Consider the following 16,613-nt stretch of genomic DNA (forward strand, 5'->3'; position numbering starts at 1 on the left):
TGGTCAGGAGACGACGCTCGGCGTCGCCACCCGCGCGTGGGTCAGGCACCGCCGGAACGCGCCCACGTCGTACGTGGCGACCGGTGGTTCGGCCAGTTCCGGCAGTTCCGTTGCGGGGTCGCGCAACCAGCCGGCGAGCAGCCGGTCGAGGTGGGCGAGCCGCGCGGTGAGCCCGCCGTACCGCCGGTCCAGGACCTCCCAGCCGAACGGGCTGTTGTCGGCGTACCAACGGTTCCGGTGCGCGGCGTGCAGCGCGGCGACCCGGCCGGTGAGCCGGGGGAGCAGCACGGTGGCCAGCTCGCGCACCGCCGCCACGTCCCCCGTCCGGTACGCCGGGCCCAGCTCCAGGTGCAGCCGTACCTTGTCGGCGAGCATCGCGGCCAGCAGCGCGGGAAACGCGAGCCGCGCGTCCCCGGTACGCCGGCGTGCGGCGGCGTGCAGCCGGTCGGCGAGCGTCGCGTAGTGCCGCGCCAGGCCGGTCGGCGGGTCGGCGGTGAGGAAGCCGAGCACCGGGTCGTGCCACAGCAGCCACTTGCCGGCGTTGCCGGTCCAGTCGGCGGCGCGCGCGTCGTCCGGGTCGGCCGGAACCGGTGGCAGCACGTCGAGTCCCGACGCGGCCACCCAGTCGGCGTACGTCGCGTCGGCGCTGCCGAGCAGGTTCGCCGCCGTCTCCGCCGACCCGTACGCGTGGTCGGTGAACGCCTGCACGGCCGGCAGCGCGGAGTACGCGTCGGCCTCGGCTCCGTCGTTGCCCCACTGCGTGACGACCGCCTCGGTCAGTCCACAGTGGACTGCCGCGGTCATGCCGGCCCGGATGGTGGCCAGCGCGCGCGGCAGCTGCGCCCACATCCGGTGGTGCGTACCGGATCCGGCCGCAAGGATCGGGTCGCCGCCGAGCCGCTCGCGGTGCCGGGCGATCCAGTCGCGGTAGAACCCGGCGTCGGTGTGGTCGTAGTCCCAGTACACCAGGCGCGTGCCGGCGGGGATCGAGCCGGCGACCCAGTCCGGGATCTCGGTGTCCGGATCGTAGTAGTGGTCGGTCGCGGAGCCGAGCCGGAAGTACATGTCGCTCCAGATCATCGGCGCCAGACCGCGTTCGGCGCACAGCGCGGCGACCCGGTCCAGGTGCGCGCGCAGGATCTCGAACGGTGGCGTCGCCCCGAACCGCCGCCGGTACTCGCCGGTCCCGATGCCGTGCGCCTCGTCCATGCCGACGTGGATCCGGCGGCTGCGCAGGGGCGCCGACACCGCGTCGAGCATCCGCCCGATCAGCGCGTACCCGGCGTCGTCACCTGCCAGCAGGACGCGATCGGTGTCCCGGTAAGGGAAGTAGTGCTCCCACTGGAGCACCTGTTCCAGGTGTCCGAGCGTCTGCACGCACGGCACCACCTCGATCCCCAGCCGGTACGCCGCGTCGTCGATCGCCCGCAGCTCGTCGCCGGAGTACCGGCCGCGGGCGTAGCCGAACAGCGGTTCGCCGGGCACCCGGTACGTGTCCTCCAGGTACAGCCAGAGCTGGTTGACGCCGGCGAGGGCGTACCGGGCGAGCAGGTCGGTGACGGTCGCCGGCCGGGGCACCGCGTTCCGGGACACGTCGAGCATGACGCCGAGGGTCGCGAAACCGGTCCGCTCGGCGGCGGGCGGCGCGGTGCCGGCGATCAGCGCGCCGAGCAGCACCCCCACCGCGCGGTACGCGTCGCACGGCCGGCGGTACCGGATGCGCCAGCCTTCGCCGTCGGCGTCGAGGGCGAAGCCGTTGTCGGCGAGGCCGCCGGCGAACCGCACCGGCGCGCCCCCGGTACCGAACCGGTCCGGGTACACGGCGGCGATCGCGGTCAGCCCGGTGGCGATCTCGTCGGGCGCCACGGGGTCGAGGTACGGCATCGGTGGCCTTTCGTCGGGTGGCCGGGCGGGTGGTGACCCGCCCGGCCGCGGCGGGTCAGCTGCGGGTGAGCACCAGACCGGTGTCGGGGGCGAGCGTCGCCTGGCCCGAGTACGCGGTGCCGTGCGTGTCCACGTAGTTGCCGGCCGGCAACGGGACCGTGGCGGACGCCGTCGACGACGGGTTCACCACCGTGAAACCCGCGCTGTACGAGCGGGTCCAGGCGCCGGACGCGTCGTGCACCGGCGCGGCACCGGCCGTACCGAGGTCGGTGGCGAGCAGCGGCGAGTCCAGGAACATGCCGTACTCGAACTTGCCGACCAGGGCGAGCATGGTGCCGTCCTCGCGTACCAGGAAGTAGTTCGCGAGGATCCAGTCGAGCTGCGCGGGGTTCGCGTCGGCCAGATGCGCGGTCGTTGCCATCCCGACGTCCACAATGGACTTCGTGGCCGCGTAGTCCCGGTAGAGCTGGAACGTCTGCGCCCACTCGTCGTCGGTGATGTTCGCGTCCCGGGCGCGGGTGAAGCCGCCCTCGTGCAACCACAGGTCGACGATGCCGACCGCGGCCCGCGACTGCGTCCGTTCGTACGCGGTGTCGCCGAGCGGGGTGACGTTGCCGGCGACCGCGATTCCGGCCTGGTGCAACCGATCCGTCAGGTACCGCAACCAGTTCAGCACCGTCGCGCTGTACGCCGGGTCGTCCTTGACCCCGGTGTACTTGTCGACGAACGTGCCGTCCGCCGCGTACACGCCCTTGGCCGCGATCCAGTTCCACGGCACCACGTTGTCCAGTGCGATCATCGTGTACCCGCGGTCGATGGCCGGCTGCACGTGCGTGTCCCAGTACCAGGTGCGCACGTCGGCGTTGTCCACGTCGAGCGGCACCGCGTTGCCGCCCTCCTGGAACGCCGGCGTGCCGTCCGCCTTGTACAGCACCCAGGTCGGGTGGTTGGCCTGCCACCAGGCGATCGGCCGGTTCGTCCAGTCCAGGTCGCGCACGATCGGCAGGTACCGGCTGCCCTGGGTGCCGGCCGGCTGGGCGGGTTGGCCGGAACCCCAGACGTAGCGCACGTTCTTGCCCGCGTACACGGAGGTGTCGGGGATCGCGGAGTCGAAGATCTGCGCGCGGGTGATGCCGTGGTCGGCGCCGGTCGGCACCTGGATCGCCGGTGTGGCGGGACGCGGGTGGTGCCGGTGGTGCGCCGCGGTCGCCGGGGTGGCGACCGCGGTGACGGCCAGCGCGACCGCGCCGGCGACGGACAACAGCAGCCTTCTCATGGGGGTACCTCCGGGGCGTCGATGGTGCCGGGGAGTCACTTGCCGCCGCTCTTCTGCCACGCCTTCGCGTACTCGGTGCGGATCTTGTCGCCGAAGGTCGTCTTCCACGTACGGACGCCGCTGTCCCAGTCGCGCAGCGACTTGCGCCCGGTGATGATGTCGGCCTGCAGGTCGAGCATCTTCTTGTCCAGTACGGCGCCCTGGGTCTGGTCGGTCGCCGAGTACAGGCCCGCGAGCGGCCACTTCTCGGCGTTCGACAGCGCCTCCTGCTCGCCGTCGTACTCGGCACGCGTGATGTCCGGGTAGCCGGCCGCGTAGTGCGCGATCGGGCACGCCCCGATGTACAGGGTCGGCACGGTGGTCTCGGACGCGCCGGTGTCGGTGACGATCGGATCGCTGCCGTGGAGCGTGAAGTCGCGGCCCGGCACGCCGAACACGCGCAGCCGGTGCTCCTCGGTACCGAACGGTGCCTGGAGCCAGTTGAGCACCCGCAGCATCTCCTTGATGCGCGACTTCGACGCCTTCTTCAGTCCGGTGATCGAGAAGATCGCCGGCCCCAGGTACGTCCTCGCCTGCCCGCCCCCGTCGTACTTCGGCGGCATGATCGGTTCGATGCGCGCCTTCGGCTCCGCCTTGCGTACGGCCATCGCGACGTTGGACCAGGTGGAGACGCCGACCAGCATGGCGACCGTACCGGTGGAGATCCAGCTGATCTTCTGCGATCCGACGGCGGTGAAGGAGTCGGGGTGGATCAGCCCCTCCTTCCACATCCTCGCCGTGACCTCCAGCGCCTTCCTGTACTCCGGCACCTCGTAGTCCTTGGTGAACGTTCCGGCGTCGTTACGCCAGCCGTTCGGTACGCCGAGCATCTCGCACAGGAACGTGACCGCGGACGGCATCGAGCCGTGCGCCCACCTGTTGTGCTTGGGATCGGCCATCTCCCGGCACAGCTGCACCCACTCGTCGCCGGTGCGTACGTCGAGGGACAGGCCGCGCTCGGCGATCAGGTCGGCGCGGGCGTACGTCATGACCTTGATCGGCGGGTTGTGCAGCGGCACACCGTAGATGCCGCCGTTGTAGACGGTGGTCTGCCAGCTCTCCGTCGGGATGTTCGCCAGCGCCGGGTAATCCTTCACCGCGTCGCCGCCGACGAACTCGCTCAGGTCCTGGAACTTGGCGCGCAGCAGCCCGGGCAGCTGCGGGGTGGTGGCCCGGACCTCCATCGTGTCGGGCAGGTCGTCGCCCGCCACGACCGTCTGGAACTTGCTCACGTAGTCGAGCGTCGGCGCGCCGTTGATGGTCAGTTCGGCGCCGAGCCGCGTGTTCAGCTCCTGCCAGAACCTGTTGCGCCCGACCGGAACCGGCGGGGTGTTCATGGTGCACATGGCGCGTACGGTGCCGCCCGAGGCCGGTGCCTCGGTGACGAACCGCGGCGGCGCCGCCGGGTACCGGAAGAACCCGGGGCGGGTGCCCTGCGCGGTCTGCGGCAGGTCGGGCTTGACCCCGGTGTACGGCACCAGGGTCGGCAGCTGCACCGCGGCATCGGCCGAGGCGTCGGCGGTACCGGTGGCGGTGGTGCAGCCGGCGAGGGCTCCGCCGCCCACCGTGCCGGCCATCGCGACACCCAGCGCGGATCGCAGCACCGCTCGTCGGGACATGGATCGGCTCATCTGCCAGCTCCCTCTCGTGTGTCCGACGGTCGGCCCGGCGACCGGAGGGCCCGCGTCGGTGCATTGAGAGTGCAACCGGTTGCGGGAACTGTCAAGAGTCGACGCATGCTTCTTCGAACAGCACCGTCCACCAAGGAGACAACTGCTCACAAACGATTGCTGGGCAGCGTCGAACGCCGGCGCACACCACGCCACGGCGGCACCATCACGCCGGCACGCATCGTCACCCGGCGGCGCCGCCGGCCGACGCCGCCGGTCAGTCGACGACGACGCGGCGCACCCGGCGGCGCAGGTCCGCCACCGACACCCGGGCCGCCAGGCCGGGCACCGTGTTGCGCCACCCCGGCACCGGCCCCGGCTCGTACGGCGCGGACAGCAGCGCGGCCGGGTCGTACGGCTCGGCGTCCAGTTCGAGGGTGCCGATGCGGGGCTCCAGTGCCGCGGCGAGCAGCCCGTACCAGCCGGCGTCGCCGGTGCAGCGAAGCCGCAGATCGCCCACCCCGGCCCGCAACCGCTCGTCGGAGTACGCGAACGCCACCGCCCGGAGCACGTCGTACGCCCGGCCCGCGGCGAGGCTGTCGTCCAGCCAGAACAGATCCGTCAACAGCTTGTACGTGGTGCCGAAGTAGCAGTCGTCGGGGCGGGCGGTGAGCGGGCGCGGGGCGAGCGCACCGGTACCCCGGACGTCGAGCGCGAGCACCAGGTGGCCGGCCGCGACGCGATCGGCGACCCAGTCGGCGCGCGCCGGCAGCTCGCCCGTACCGTCGGCGAACAGGGCCAGGGTCAGCCCGCGTGGCGGCCCGCCGGGTGGTTCGGCGAGGACGCCGGCGTTCCACAGATCGGCTTCGCTGCGCCAGATCACGTGCCGTACCGGATGCTCGGGGGTGGACTCCGGCACCGGCAGCCAGCGCGGCAGGAACTCGTCCGGCGGCCGGCGGTGCGCGCGCACCCGGTCCGCCAGCCAGTCGAGGTCGCCGGTCGGGGCAGGGACGGGGTGCAGCTCCGCCGGATGCCGTACGCCGGGCTCGTCGGCGACCCGGCCGCGCGCCGTGCAGCGCAGCGCGGTCGCCGGCAACGGCACCGGATCGGTGTGGTCCACGGCCCGGTCGTCGCCCAGCTCCCGCACGAAGAACTCGGTCGCCGCCCGAGCCAGATCCGGATGGTACTGGTGCGTCGCGCGCGTACGGACCAGGCGCAGCGCGCCGGGCGCGCCGGCGAGCGCGAAGATCCGGCCGGCCCGGCGCACCGTGTCGAGCGTGCCCTCCAACGGGAAGAAGTCGTAGTCGACGGCGAGCACCAGGGTCGGCCGCGGCACCATCGCGATCAGGAAGTCCTCGTGGTCGACACCCGCCGCGGTACCCCCGGGCAGGATCTGCTCGGCGTCCTGTGCCTGCCCCGCCCGCTGGTACGCCGCGCGACTCGTGACGAACGTGCCCGGTGCCGCCGCGGCCAGGCGCGGCTCCACCGCCATCAGCAGCGCGGTGAGCGTACCGCCGCCGCTGTTGCCGGTGACGCCGATCCGGGCCGGGTCGACCTCCGGCAGCGCGGCCAGGTGGTCGATCGCGCGCCGCGCCTCGTGCACCAGGTACCGCGCGACGGAGTGGCCGGTCCACCAGCAGCGCACGCCCACGTCGGTGTGCTCGCCGACCCCGCCCGAGCCCGGCGTGATGCGCTCGCCCTGCCCGAACGGGTCGATCGCGAGCGCCATGATCCCGTTGCGTGCCAACCGTTGGCACACCGCCTGGTACGGCGGGTACGCCTTGGCTTCGTCGCCGTGCCCGCACACGAACAGCACCGCGCCGCCGGACGGTTCCGCCGGCCGGTACAGGTTCGCGGGGACGAGGGTGCCGGGCGCGGTGGCCAGCAGCAGCCGCTCGATCCGTACGCCGGGCGCGTCGACGAACCCGCGGTGCCGCGCCCGGATCGGCCCGTCGTCCGCTGGCAGCCCGCCGAGCGCGGCGAGCGTGGCGGCCCGGATATCCTTCTGCCGCAAGGGAATCGCGGCCGGATCGGTGATCGCGTCGGTGCGCGCCCGGTTCACCGCGAACGCCTCCGCCGACCGCCGGTACACGTGGGCCTGGAGGTCCAGCGGCGCGTCGAACACCCCGTCCAGGAACGGCCGGAACGCCGCCGGTGGACGGCCGGTACTCATCCGGTCGGCGCCGAGCCGGTCGAGCCGCGGATGACCAGGTGGGTCTCCAGCTCGACCAGCGGCGCGGGATCGTCCTCCGCGGTCACCTCGTCCAGTACGTCGAGGAGCAGGTCCACGGCGGCGGTCCCGGCCTCGGCGCACGGTACGTGGATCGACGTGAGCGTCGGGTACGCGACGCCGGACAGCGGGCTGTCGTCGATGCCGACGACGCTCACGTCCACGCCGATCCGCAGCCCCCGCTCGGACATCCGGGCCATCACGCCGAGCGCGATCAGGTCGTCGTACGCGATGACCGCGGTGATGCCGGTGCCGTGCAACAGATCCGCCGCGCGTACACCGGCCTGTACCTGGGGCTCGAACGGCCCGAACTCGACCAGCTCGGCGTCCCGCTCGGCGCACGCCGCGGCCACCGCGGTCCGCCGCTGCTGGTTCGACCAGGACCGGCGCGGCCCCGCCAGGTACGCGATGCGCCGGTGGCCGAGCGCGGTCAGGTGCTCGACCGCCTGCCGCATCCCGTCCGGGCTCTCGATCAGGACGCTCGGCGCCTCCGGTACGTGCCTGTTGACGAACACCGTCGGGCCGAGCGCGGCGATCTCGCCGACCCGCCGGTCGGGGGAGCGGGGCGAGACCATGATCAGGCCGTCCACCTGCTTGCTCATGGTCCGCGCCCGGTCCAGCTCGTCGGCCGAGTGCTCGTTGGTGTCGGCGAGCAGTACGGACAGGTCCTTGCCGGCGCACCGCTGCTGCACCGCCTTGATGATCGGCGGGAAGAACGGGTTCGCGATGTCCGGCACGATCAGGCCGATGGTGCCGGTGCGGCCCATCGACAGCGACCGGGCCACCCGGTTCGGGATGTAGCCCATCTCCCGGGCGGCCCGCTGCACCCGCTCGCGGGTCGCGGCGCTGACCTTGTCCGGGTCGGACAGCGCCCGCGACACGGTGGACGCGGACAATCCGCACCGCTGCGCCACATCCGTCAACGTCACGCTCACTGCCGTACCCCCTCGCCGAACCGCAACCGCTTGCATTATTGCCCGACGGTGCCCAGCAGTTCCGCCAGGTCGACCGGGCGGTTGTCCGCGACCGAGCGCCAGACCGCCTCGCCGACGGCCACCGCGTACGCCCCGTCGAGGCTGGATGCCCGCTGCCGCAACGGATCCGCGTCGTCCGCGGGCCGGAACAGGTCCGCCACCAGCGGCCCGTCCGCGCCCAGGTGCGCCGCGTCCTCACCGTCCACCGGCACCGTACGGGCCGGACCGAACAGCGGATAGTACGTGATCGGGGTGTTTCCGGCGGGTGGCAGCGGAGCCGCCCCATAGTACAGATCCGTCTCGATCCGCCCGTGCGTGCCGTTCACGCCCAGCCGGTAACCCTCCCACGGCGCCGAGAACTGGATCGAGTACGCCAGGCTCGCGCCGCCGCGGTAGCGCACCACCGCCGAGTACGTGTCCTCCACGTCGATCTCCGGGTCGTACGCCGACAGCGGCTCCGGGTACTGCACCCGGTACGCGAGGCTCGGGTCGCTCGCCCCGTCCGGCGCGTAGCACCGGTACGGGTCGGCTTCCGCCCGCGCGGCCGCGTCGAGTCCGGCGCCCGGGTCGTGCGGGCTGCCGGCACCGTAGAAGTTGCGCGCGCCGTACGCGAAGACCTGCTCGGGCACGTCGTCGACCAGCCACGACACCAGGTCGAAGTGGTGGCAGCCCTTGTGCACGGACAGCCCGCCGGACGCGGCACGGGTCCGGTTCCAGCGGCGGAAGTAGCTGTTGCCGTGCGCGGCGCCGACGTTCCAGACCAGTTCGACGCTGGTGACCCGGCCGATCGCGCCGTCGGCGACGAGCCGGCGCAGGGCGACGTGCCGCGGCGCGTACCGGAGGTTGTGGGTGACGCGGACGGTGCCGGGGCCGCGGCGGGCGGCCTCGACCACCCGGGCGGCGTCGGCGGCCGTGGTCACCATCGGCTTCTCCACCACCACGTCCAGCCCGCGGGCCAGCGCCGCCAGCGCGTACTCGACGTGCGTGTGGTCCGGCGTCGCCACCAGCACCACGTCCGGCCGGGTCTCGTCCACCATCCGCCCGAACGAGTCCGCGGCGTACCAGGGGACGTCGGCGCCGACCGCGTCGGCGTACCGGCGGACCCGGTCGGGGTCGGCGTCGAGCACGGCGACCAGCTCGCCGTCCGCCGTGTACCCGCCGCTCGTGTCGTCGCCGGGCCGACCCGCGAGCGGGCCGGCGAACACCGCGATGCCGCGGGCGCTGAGCCCGCACAGCGCGTACCGGGTGCGGTCAGACATCCGCGGTCGTCCCGTCCAGCTGGCCGGCCGAGTCGCGGTCCAGGAACAGCACCGCGCCCGGATGCGTACGCAGCAGGCTCGCCGGGCAGTGCCGCCCGACCGGCCCGGTCAGCGCGGCACGGACCGCGGCCGCCTTGCGCGCCTCCGGTACCACCGCCTGCACCACCGCCGCACCGAGCAGCGCCGGTACGGTCAGCGAGATCGCCGTCGCCGGGACCGCGGCCAGGTCCGGGAAGTGGCCCTCGCCGACCTGCTGCCGGCGGGACACGTCGGTCAGCTCCACGATGCGCGCCCAGCGGGTGTCGTCCGGGTCGGCCACGTCCGGCTCGTTGAACGCCAGGTGCCCGTTCTCGCCGATGCCGAGGCACACCAGGTCGACCGGCGCGGCCCGCAACAGCTCCTCGTACCGGTCGCACTCGGCCGCCGGATCGCCTGCCGTACCGTCGATGTAGTGCACCACCGCCGGGCCGTACGGCTCGGTCACCTCGCGGCGGATCCAGCGCCGGAAGCTCGCCGGATGGTCGTCGCCGACCCCGACGTACTCGTCCATGTGGAAGACGGTGACCCGGGACCACGGGACGTCCTCGCCGCGCAGCGCCCGGACGAACGGGAGCTGCGAGTTGCCGGTCGCCACGACGACCCGGGCCGCGCCGTTCGCGGCGACCCGGTCCCGGAGTACCGCTGCGGTGTGTGCCGCCGCGGCCGCGGCGACCGCCGCACCGTCCGCGCCGATCCGTACCGGCATGGTGTCCACGGTGAACTGGTCCTGCACTGGTGTCCCTCCCGGGAGTGTCGGCGGGCCCGGCATCACATCACCGCGCCCAGCTGCCACGGCACGAACTCCTCCGCGCCGAAGCCGAGGTCCTCGCTGCGGGTACGCCGGCCGGAGGCGACGTCGAGGACGAGATCGAAGACCCGCCGACCGAGGTCGGCCAGTCCGGCGCTGCCGTCGGCGATCCCACCGCAGTCGAGATCGATGTCGTCGGGCATCCGCCGGTACAGCTCGGAGTTGGTGGACAGCTTGATGCTCGGCGCCGGCCGGCAGCCGAACACCGAACCCCGTCCGGTCGTGAACGCGAGCACGGTCGCGCCGCCGGCCACCATCCCGGTCGCCGACACCGGGTCGTACCCGGGGGTGTCCATGAACACGAGGCCGCGCGCGGTGACCGGCTCGGCGTACTCGTACACGGCGGTGAGCGGGCTGGCGCCGCCCTTCGCGACGGCGCCGAGCGACTTCTCCAGGATCGTGGTGATGCCGCCGGCGCGGTTGCCGGGCGACGGGTTGTGGTCGAGGCTGCCGCCGTGCCGGTCCACGTACCCGCGCCACCAGTCGACGCGCGTCATGAGCCGGCGTACCACGCCGTCGTCGGTGGCGCGCGCGGCGAGCAGGTGCTCGGCACCGTAGATCTCCGGTGTCTCGCCGAGGATCGCGGTCCCGCCGTGCGCCACCAGCAGGTCGGCCGCCACCCCGAGTGCCGGGTTCGCGGTCAGCCCCGAGTACCCGTCGGAACCGCCGCACTGCAACCCCAGCACCAGTTCCGACACCGGTACGTCCGTGCGCCGGGTCGCGGCCACCTCGGCGCGCATCGCCGCCACCGCCGCCACACCCGCGCGTACCGTCGCGGCCGTGCCGCCGAGTTCCTGGATGGTCAGCGGCACCACGGGCCGGTCGTCGGGCAGGTCGATCCCGTCGAGCTGGTTGACCTCGCAGCCCAGTCCCAGCACCAGCAGCCCGCCGATGTTGGGGTGCCGGGCGTAGCCGGCCAGCGTACGGCGCAGGATCGCCAGCCCGTCGCCGTCGTCGGCCAGCCCGCAGCCGGTGCCGTGGGTCAGCGCCACGACCCCGTCGACCCCGTCGTCCGGCATGCCGCGGCACGCCTCGGCGATCAGCTTCGCCACCGTCGCCGAACAGTTCACCGACGTCAGGATCCCGATGTACGACCGCGTCCCCACGCGCCCGTCCGCCCGCCGGAACCCTTGGTACGCAAGGCTTTCCGTCGGGGTCGTCGGTGGTGCGGCCGGTGCCGTGACGGCGTTGCGCGGACCCTCCTCGTACCCGAGGTTGTGGGTGTGCACGTGCTCGCCGGCCACGATCCCCGTGGTGGCACTGCCGATGAACTGCCCGTACTTGGTGACCGCGGCGCCCGGCGCGACGTCCCGCAGCGCGACCTTGTGCCCGGCCGGTACCGGCCCGCGGACGCGCACGCCGCGCACCGCGTCGCCGGCGGCCAGCGGGCGCAGCGCCACCCCGACGGTGTCGTCCGGGTGCAGCAGGAGTACCGGCTCGGTCATCGGGATTCTCCCCACTCGTACGGGTCGTACCGCCAGTCGCCGCCGACCACGGTGGCGCGGACGGTCAGGTCGTCGTCGAACACCGCCACGTCCGCCGGCGCACCGGTACTCAGCGGCGCCGGCAGGCCGAGTACGCGGGACGGCACGGTGGTCGCCATGCCGATCGCGGCCGGCAGCGGTACGTCGAGACCGGTGTGCAGGTGCCGGACCATCGCGTCCAGCCCCGTCGTACTGCCCGCGAACGCGTCCTGCCCGACCACCACGCCCACCCCGTCGGCGACCACGCAGTCGTTGCCAGCCAACCGGTACCGGCTGCCCGCGGGGAGGCCGGCGCCGGCGGTGGCGTCGGACACCACGCACAGCCGGTCCGGCAGGCAGCGCAACGCGATGCGCAGCAGGGCGGGCGGCAGGTGCCGGCCGTCGGCGATCACCTCGGCGGTCAGTCCCGTGGACGCCAGCGACTCCTCGACCAGGCCGGGCACCCGCCAGGGGCCGTCCCGGCGCAGCCCGGACTGGCCGCTCCACAGGTGGCTGAGATGGCTCAACCCGGCCGATCTCGCCGCGTCGAGCTGTCTGGCATCGGCCGCGCTGTGGCCGGCCGCGACGACCGTACCGGCGGCCCGGAACGCCGCCACCGCGGCGATCCCGCCCGGCAGTTCCGGGGCGAGCGTGACCATCGCGGGCTCGGCGCCTGCCGGCAGCAGCTGGCGTACCAGGGGCGGGGTCGGCTCGACGAGAAGGTCGGGACGGTGCGCGCCGGCCTGTTCCGGCGCCAGGAAAGGCCCCTCCAGGTGCGCGCCCAGCAGCCGCGCCCCGGCCCGGGTACGCGCCTGGTGCGCGGCGGCGAACCGTAGCCGGTCGGCCAGGTCCGCCGGCCGCGCGGAGGCCAGCGACGCCAGCATCGCGGTCACGCCGTACCGCGCGTGCCCGGCGAGGACCGCGTCGTACCCGGTCGCGTCGGCGTCGTCGAACGTGTGGCCCGCGGCGCCGTGCGCGTGGATGTCGACGAGGCCGGGGCTCACGTACCGCCCGGCGACGTCGATCCGGCGCACCCCGGGCGGCACCTCCGCGTACGGCGGCAGCGCCTCGACGCGCCCGTCCCGCACCAGTACGGCGCGGTCGGACTCCACGCGTCGGGCCCCGACCAGCCGACCGCCGACGATCGCGTACCGCGCCACGGCACCTCCCTTGTGCAATACCGCAACCGATTGCAGCAGGAAACCACGACGACTGTCAATGGCTGGGCAAAACTGGGAGGTACGCCCGCGCAATCGTTTGTGATCCGTCACCCGCCGGCGCGCGCATCCGGCACGCCGGCGGGTACGGTCAGCCGTCGTACTCGACGACCCGCAGCCACTCCTCGGCGAGCAGCGCGTGCCCGGCCGGCGTCGGGTGCACGCCGTCCGGGCACCAGTACTCGGGGCCGGTGGTGGCGGCGCGCGCGGTGAACAGCGTGTCGGCGCGGACGAGCAGCGTCGCGTGGTCGGCGGCGACCTTGTGCACCACGGCGATCTTCGGGTCCAGGTCGTCGCGCCAGGCGCGCTGCTCCTCGCTGACCGGCGTGAGGAACGGTTCGACCAGCACCACCGTCCCGGCGAACTCGGCGGCCCGCCCGACGATGTCCCGGTAGTCCCGCTCGAACTCCTCGACCGTGGTCGGCTCGCCCCGCCTGTACCGGCGCATGGTGTCGTTGACGCCGATCAGGACAGACACGACGTCGGGGCGCGGCGCGACCGTCTCCTCGTCCCACGCGGCGCGCAGGTCGCGGACCCGCCGGCCGCTGATGCCGCGGTTGCCGAACGTCACGCCGCGTTCCGGATGCCGCGCCCGGTGCAGCGCCGCCGCGATCATCGCGTACCCGCCGCCCAGGTGGCGTTCGTTGGCGCGGTCGCGCGCCGCGTCGGTGATGCTGTCGCCGGTGAACAGGACCCGGCTGCCCGCTGTCAACACTGCTGCCACTCCCATCGGCCGTCGCGTCGGCGGCCGTACGTCGGCCCGCGGCACTGCGGAGCCGTACCGGAGTGGTCCGGTGGCCGTCCGCACGACCGGCGCGCAGCACTGTACGCCGACACCGCACCACGCGGCAGTACCGGCGGGATCGGTGTCGTGGAGCCGGATCGGGCCGTACGTGGCGCAGCCCACGGCGCCGGCGCGACGCGACCGGTACGGTCGGCCGGATGGACTTCGACACCAGCGAACGCCGGCAGTGGGCCGACCGGGCGGACGCGTACCGCCGCTCCTTCGAACCGCTGTGCGCGCATCCCGCGCCGGCGCTGCTGGACGCGGCCGACGTCCGCGCCGGCACCGTACTGCTCGACGTCGGTACCGGGACGGGCACCGTCGCGGCGGCGGCGTACGGGCGCGGCGCGACGGTGACCGCGGTGGACGCCGAGCCGAGCATGGCCGCCGCCGCGCGGATCCGGGTACCGGAGGCCACGGTGCTCGTCGGTGTCCTTCCCGCGCTGCCGCTGCCAACCGGCGCGTTCGACGCGGTCACCGCGAACTTCGTGCTCAACCACGTCGGCGACCCGGCCGCCGCGCTGGCCGAGCTGCGCCGGCTGACCCGCCCGGGCGGTCGGTTCGCCGCCACGATCTGGCCGTACCCGGCGCCCACGCTCCAGTCCCTCTGGGCCGACGCCGTACGCCAGGCCGGCATCGACGCGCCGCCCGGCCCGCGACTCGACCCGGAGCGCGACTTCCCGCGTACCGAGGAGGGGGTGGCGGGGCTGGTCGCCGCGGCCGGCTGGGGCGGGGTCACCGCGCGCAGGCTGCACTGGCGGCACGAGGCCGACGTGGCCGACTGGTGGTCCGGCGCGGAGTCCGGCATCGGCACCTTCGGTCAGCTGGTGCGCGGACTGGACGCGGCGTCCGCGGCCCGGCTGCGCACCGCGTACGAGGAGCTGGCCGCGCCGTACGTGACGGGCCGGCGGATCAGCGCACCGACCGCCGCACTGCTCGTCACCGCCGTACGCGAGGGCTGAACGGCGGCGCCGGCTCGACCGCCGGATTCCCCCTCACACCACCGGAACAGGCCGCGCCGGCGGTACGTCTGTCCACGGTGGACGGTCAGGCTTGCCGCTCGCGGAGGTCCGCGTCGGTGATCGCGCGCAACGGCCGGCACGGCACACCCACCGCCACCACCATCGGCGGTACGTCCCGGGACACCACGCTGCCCGCACCGATCACCGACCCGTACCCGATGGTCACGCCGGGGAGCACGACCGCGTTGCTGCCGATCCAGACCTTGTCCTCGACCACGATCGGCGCGGAGAACCGGTTGAAGTCGTACCGCAGGTCGGGGTGGACGGGGTGGCCCGTCGTGGTGAGCGTGACGTTCGGCGCGATCATCACGCCGGACCCGATCCGGATCTCCACGTCGTCGACGAACGTCACGTTCGTGTTGCCGTAGAAGTCGTCGCCGATGTGCACGTTGCTGCCGTACGCCGCCTGGAGCGGGGACGCGATCACCGGTCGTTTCCCCACCGAACCGAGGATCCGGCCGAGCAGCTCCGTGCGCCGCGCCACCTCGCCCGGCGCCGTCATGTTGTACTCGTGCAGCAGGTCCGCCCGCCGCCGGTGTTGCAGCGGCGCCGCGTCGGTCTCGGTGTAGAGCAGGCCGCGGGCGATGCGCTCCTCGGCGTCCATGTGCCCTCCTGGTCGCGGTTCGTCTCCGCCGGCGCCCGCGATGGTAGCGGCCGTCGGAGGCGATCGGCCGGGCGCGCCCGGCCCGTCGTGTACGCTGGCGGGCCGAGGGGGAGTAGTCCTTCGCCGGTTCGTCGACATGCTGACGCCCACGACGGGTGTCCGGTGACCGGGTTCCGCGCGAGCGGGATGGACGAGACCTTCGACCTACAGGCGACGTGTGCGTCGTCGCGGGTCGAGGTCTCGGCGTGGTCGAGGGCTGGCCCCGACGGCGCACCGGGAGGGACGACCGGTCCGTGTGGCACTTCGTGGCGCTCATCGCGTGTGCGGTGGCGATCTACTTCTCGTGTGAATGGTTCGTCAACGCCGTCGAGTGGCTGGGCAAACGGCTCGACGTCGGCAGGATCGCGGTCGGCACCATTCTCGCCGCCTTCGGCACGGCGCTGCCGGAGAGCGTGGTCACGTTCGTGGCCGTGGTGTTCGGGCACGACACGGCGTCCAAGGACATCGGCATCGGTGCGGCGATGGGCGGCCCGCTCGCCCTCTCCACCGTCGCGTACGGCGTGACCGGCGTGATGGTCCTCCTCGTGTACCGCCGGGTCCGGGCGCGGTCCGCGCGCGTGACGGCACCTGTCGGCGGACCCGTGCCGGGGGATGCGGCGCCCCGCCCGACCCGGGACAACTTCGGCGATCTCCGCAAGCTGGCGCGGGACCAGCGCTGGTTCCTGGTGATCTTCGTGGTGAAGGTCGGGCTGGGCCTGGTCGCGTTCGCCGTCAAGCCGTGGCTGGGCCTCGCGTTCTTCGCCGCGTACGCGGTCTACTTCTGGCGCGAGATCCGCGCGGGGGGCGGCGACGACGGCGACGAGCTCGACCCGCTGCTGCTCCAGCGCCGCCGGCCCGTACCGGCGACGTGGGCGGTCGTCGCGCAGACGCTCGGCACGCTGGCGATCATCTTCGTGGCGTCCCAGCTGTTCGTACGCCAGCTCGACGCGATCGGCCCGATGCTCGGCCTGCCCGCCGCGGTCACCGCCCTGCTTCTGTCGCCGATCGCGACCGAACTCCCCGAGATCATGAACGCGATCATCTGGGTACGCCAGGGCAAGACGCCGCTCGCGCTCGCCAACATCTCCGGCGCCATGATGATCCAGGCGACCGTACCGTCCGGGCTCGGTCTGCTGTTCACGCCGTGGCTGTTCGACTCGGCGCTGCTGCTGTCCGGCATCGTCACGATCGCGGCGATCGTCTTCCTGCTGATCCTGTTGCGTACCGGGCGATTCACCGCCCGTACGCTCGCGCTCAGCGCGTTGTTCTACCTCGTGTTCGCGATCGGGCTCGTACCCATCCTGTCCTGACCGTCCACAGTGGACATAGAGCGACGGCCCGCTGCCGGGCGGGCAGCGGGCCGTC

At 73.4% G+C, this 16,613-nt stretch carries 13 protein-coding genes; 2 read left to right on the top strand and 11 right to left on the bottom strand.

Translation table 11 applies throughout. The features are described 5' to 3' along the window. Positions 1–3: 3 nt before the first annotated feature. The 10 genes from Aru02nite_RS08320 to Aru02nite_RS08365 all read right to left on the bottom strand — a co-directional run bounded on the left by Aru02nite_RS08320 (position 4) and on the right by Aru02nite_RS08365 (position 13,511). Positions 4–1,884, bottom strand: coding sequence for a beta-N-acetylhexosaminidase (locus tag Aru02nite_RS08320; protein WP_203656317.1), 1,881 nt, complete (start codon positions 1,882–1,884; stop codon positions 4–6). Positions 1,885–1,939: 55 nt separating this feature from the next. Further along, positions 1,940–3,160, bottom strand: coding sequence for an alpha-amylase family protein (locus tag Aru02nite_RS08325; RefSeq protein ID WP_203656318.1), 1,221 nt, complete (start codon positions 3,158–3,160; stop codon positions 1,940–1,942). A 35-nt stretch (positions 3,161–3,195) separates the two neighbouring features. Further along, a complete protein-coding gene (locus tag Aru02nite_RS08330) occupies positions 3,196–4,830 on the bottom strand; it encodes an extracellular solute-binding protein (RefSeq protein ID WP_203656319.1) in 1,635 nt (544 codons plus the stop codon). Between the two features lie 256 nt (positions 4,831–5,086). After that, positions 5,087–6,982 carry a S9 family peptidase gene (locus tag Aru02nite_RS08335; protein ID WP_203656322.1) on the bottom strand — a complete coding sequence of 632 codons (1,896 nt, stop codon included), beginning with the start codon at positions 6,980–6,982 and terminating at the stop codon, positions 5,087–5,089. Beyond that, entirely contained in the window at positions 6,979–7,968 is a 990-nt protein-coding gene (locus tag Aru02nite_RS08340; protein ID WP_239076527.1) for a LacI family DNA-binding transcriptional regulator, read from the bottom strand. Before Aru02nite_RS08340 ends, Aru02nite_RS08335 begins: the two co-directional genes overlap by 4 nt. Positions 7,969–8,009: 41 nt before the next feature. Further along, a complete protein-coding gene (locus tag Aru02nite_RS08345; protein ID WP_203656324.1) occupies positions 8,010–9,272 on the bottom strand; it encodes a Gfo/Idh/MocA family protein in 1,263 nt (420 codons plus the stop codon). Then, positions 9,265–10,044 carry a 6-phosphogluconolactonase gene (locus Aru02nite_RS08350; protein ID WP_203656326.1) on the bottom strand — a complete coding sequence of 260 codons (780 nt, stop codon included), beginning with the start codon at positions 10,042–10,044 and terminating at the stop codon, positions 9,265–9,267. Before Aru02nite_RS08350 ends, Aru02nite_RS08345 begins: the two co-directional genes overlap by 8 nt. Positions 10,045–10,079: 35 nt before the next feature. Next, positions 10,080–11,564, bottom strand: a complete 1,485-nt coding sequence (locus Aru02nite_RS08355; RefSeq protein WP_203656328.1) for a UxaA family hydrolase — start codon at positions 11,562–11,564, stop codon at positions 10,080–10,082. Then, complete coding sequence (locus Aru02nite_RS08360; RefSeq protein ID WP_203656336.1) at positions 11,561–12,742, bottom strand: N-acetylglucosamine-6-phosphate deacetylase; 1,182 nt, start codon at positions 12,740–12,742, stop codon at positions 11,561–11,563. The genes Aru02nite_RS08355 and Aru02nite_RS08360 overlap by 4 nt, the downstream gene beginning before the upstream one ends. 148 nt (positions 12,743–12,890) lie before the next feature. Further along, the gene (locus Aru02nite_RS08365) at positions 12,891–13,511 is read right to left on the bottom strand and encodes an SGNH/GDSL hydrolase family protein (protein WP_203656338.1); all 621 of its coding nucleotides are present in this window, start codon (positions 13,509–13,511) and stop codon (positions 12,891–12,893) included. Between the two features lie 230 nt (positions 13,512–13,741). Between Aru02nite_RS08365 and Aru02nite_RS08370 the strand changes: the two genes are divergently transcribed. Continuing rightward, positions 13,742–14,545, top strand: a complete 804-nt coding sequence (locus tag Aru02nite_RS08370; protein WP_203656339.1) for a class I SAM-dependent methyltransferase — start codon at positions 13,742–13,744, stop codon at positions 14,543–14,545. Between the two features lie 85 nt (positions 14,546–14,630). Here the strand turns inward: Aru02nite_RS08370 and Aru02nite_RS08375 are convergent, their stop codons facing one another. Next, positions 14,631–15,209: a sugar O-acetyltransferase gene (locus Aru02nite_RS08375; protein ID WP_203656340.1), complete on the bottom strand. Its 579-nt coding sequence runs from the start codon at positions 15,207–15,209 to the stop codon at positions 14,631–14,633. 293 nt (positions 15,210–15,502) lie between these two features. Here Aru02nite_RS08375 and Aru02nite_RS08380 point away from each other — a divergent pair, with 293 nt between their 5' ends. Continuing rightward, the gene (locus Aru02nite_RS08380) at positions 15,503–16,558 is read left to right on the top strand and encodes a sodium:calcium antiporter (RefSeq protein WP_203656341.1); all 1,056 of its coding nucleotides are present in this window, start codon (positions 15,503–15,505) and stop codon (positions 16,556–16,558) included. Positions 16,559–16,613: the final 55 nt, after the last annotated feature.

This window comes from Actinocatenispora rupis (genome assembly GCF_016861975.1).
Classification (GTDB): Bacteria; Actinomycetota; Actinomycetes; order Mycobacteriales; family Micromonosporaceae; genus Actinocatenispora; species Actinocatenispora rupis.

Coding starts and splice junctions, on each gene's coding strand:
- Aru02nite_RS08370 (WP_203656339.1), top strand. CDS start 13,742: ATGGACTTCGACACCAGCGAACGCCGGCAGTGGGCCGACCGGGCGGAC.
- Aru02nite_RS08325 (WP_203656318.1), bottom strand. CDS start 3,160: ATGAGAAGGCTGCTGTTGTCCGTCGCCGGCGCGGTCGCGCTGGCCGTC.
- Aru02nite_RS08335 (WP_203656322.1), bottom strand. CDS start 6,982: ATGAGTACCGGCCGTCCACCGGCGGCGTTCCGGCCGTTCCTGGACGGG.
- Aru02nite_RS08320 (WP_203656317.1), bottom strand. CDS start 1,884: ATGCCGTACCTCGACCCCGTGGCGCCCGACGAGATCGCCACCGGGCTG.
- Aru02nite_RS08345 (WP_203656324.1), bottom strand. CDS start 9,272: ATGTCTGACCGCACCCGGTACGCGCTGTGCGGGCTCAGCGCCCGCGGC.
- Aru02nite_RS08355 (WP_203656328.1), bottom strand. CDS start 11,564: ATGACCGAGCCGGTACTCCTGCTGCACCCGGACGACACCGTCGGGGTG.
- Aru02nite_RS08330 (WP_203656319.1), bottom strand. CDS start 4,830: ATGAGCCGATCCATGTCCCGACGAGCGGTGCTGCGATCCGCGCTGGGT.
- Aru02nite_RS08375 (WP_203656340.1), bottom strand. CDS start 15,209: ATGGACGCCGAGGAGCGCATCGCCCGCGGCCTGCTCTACACCGAGACC.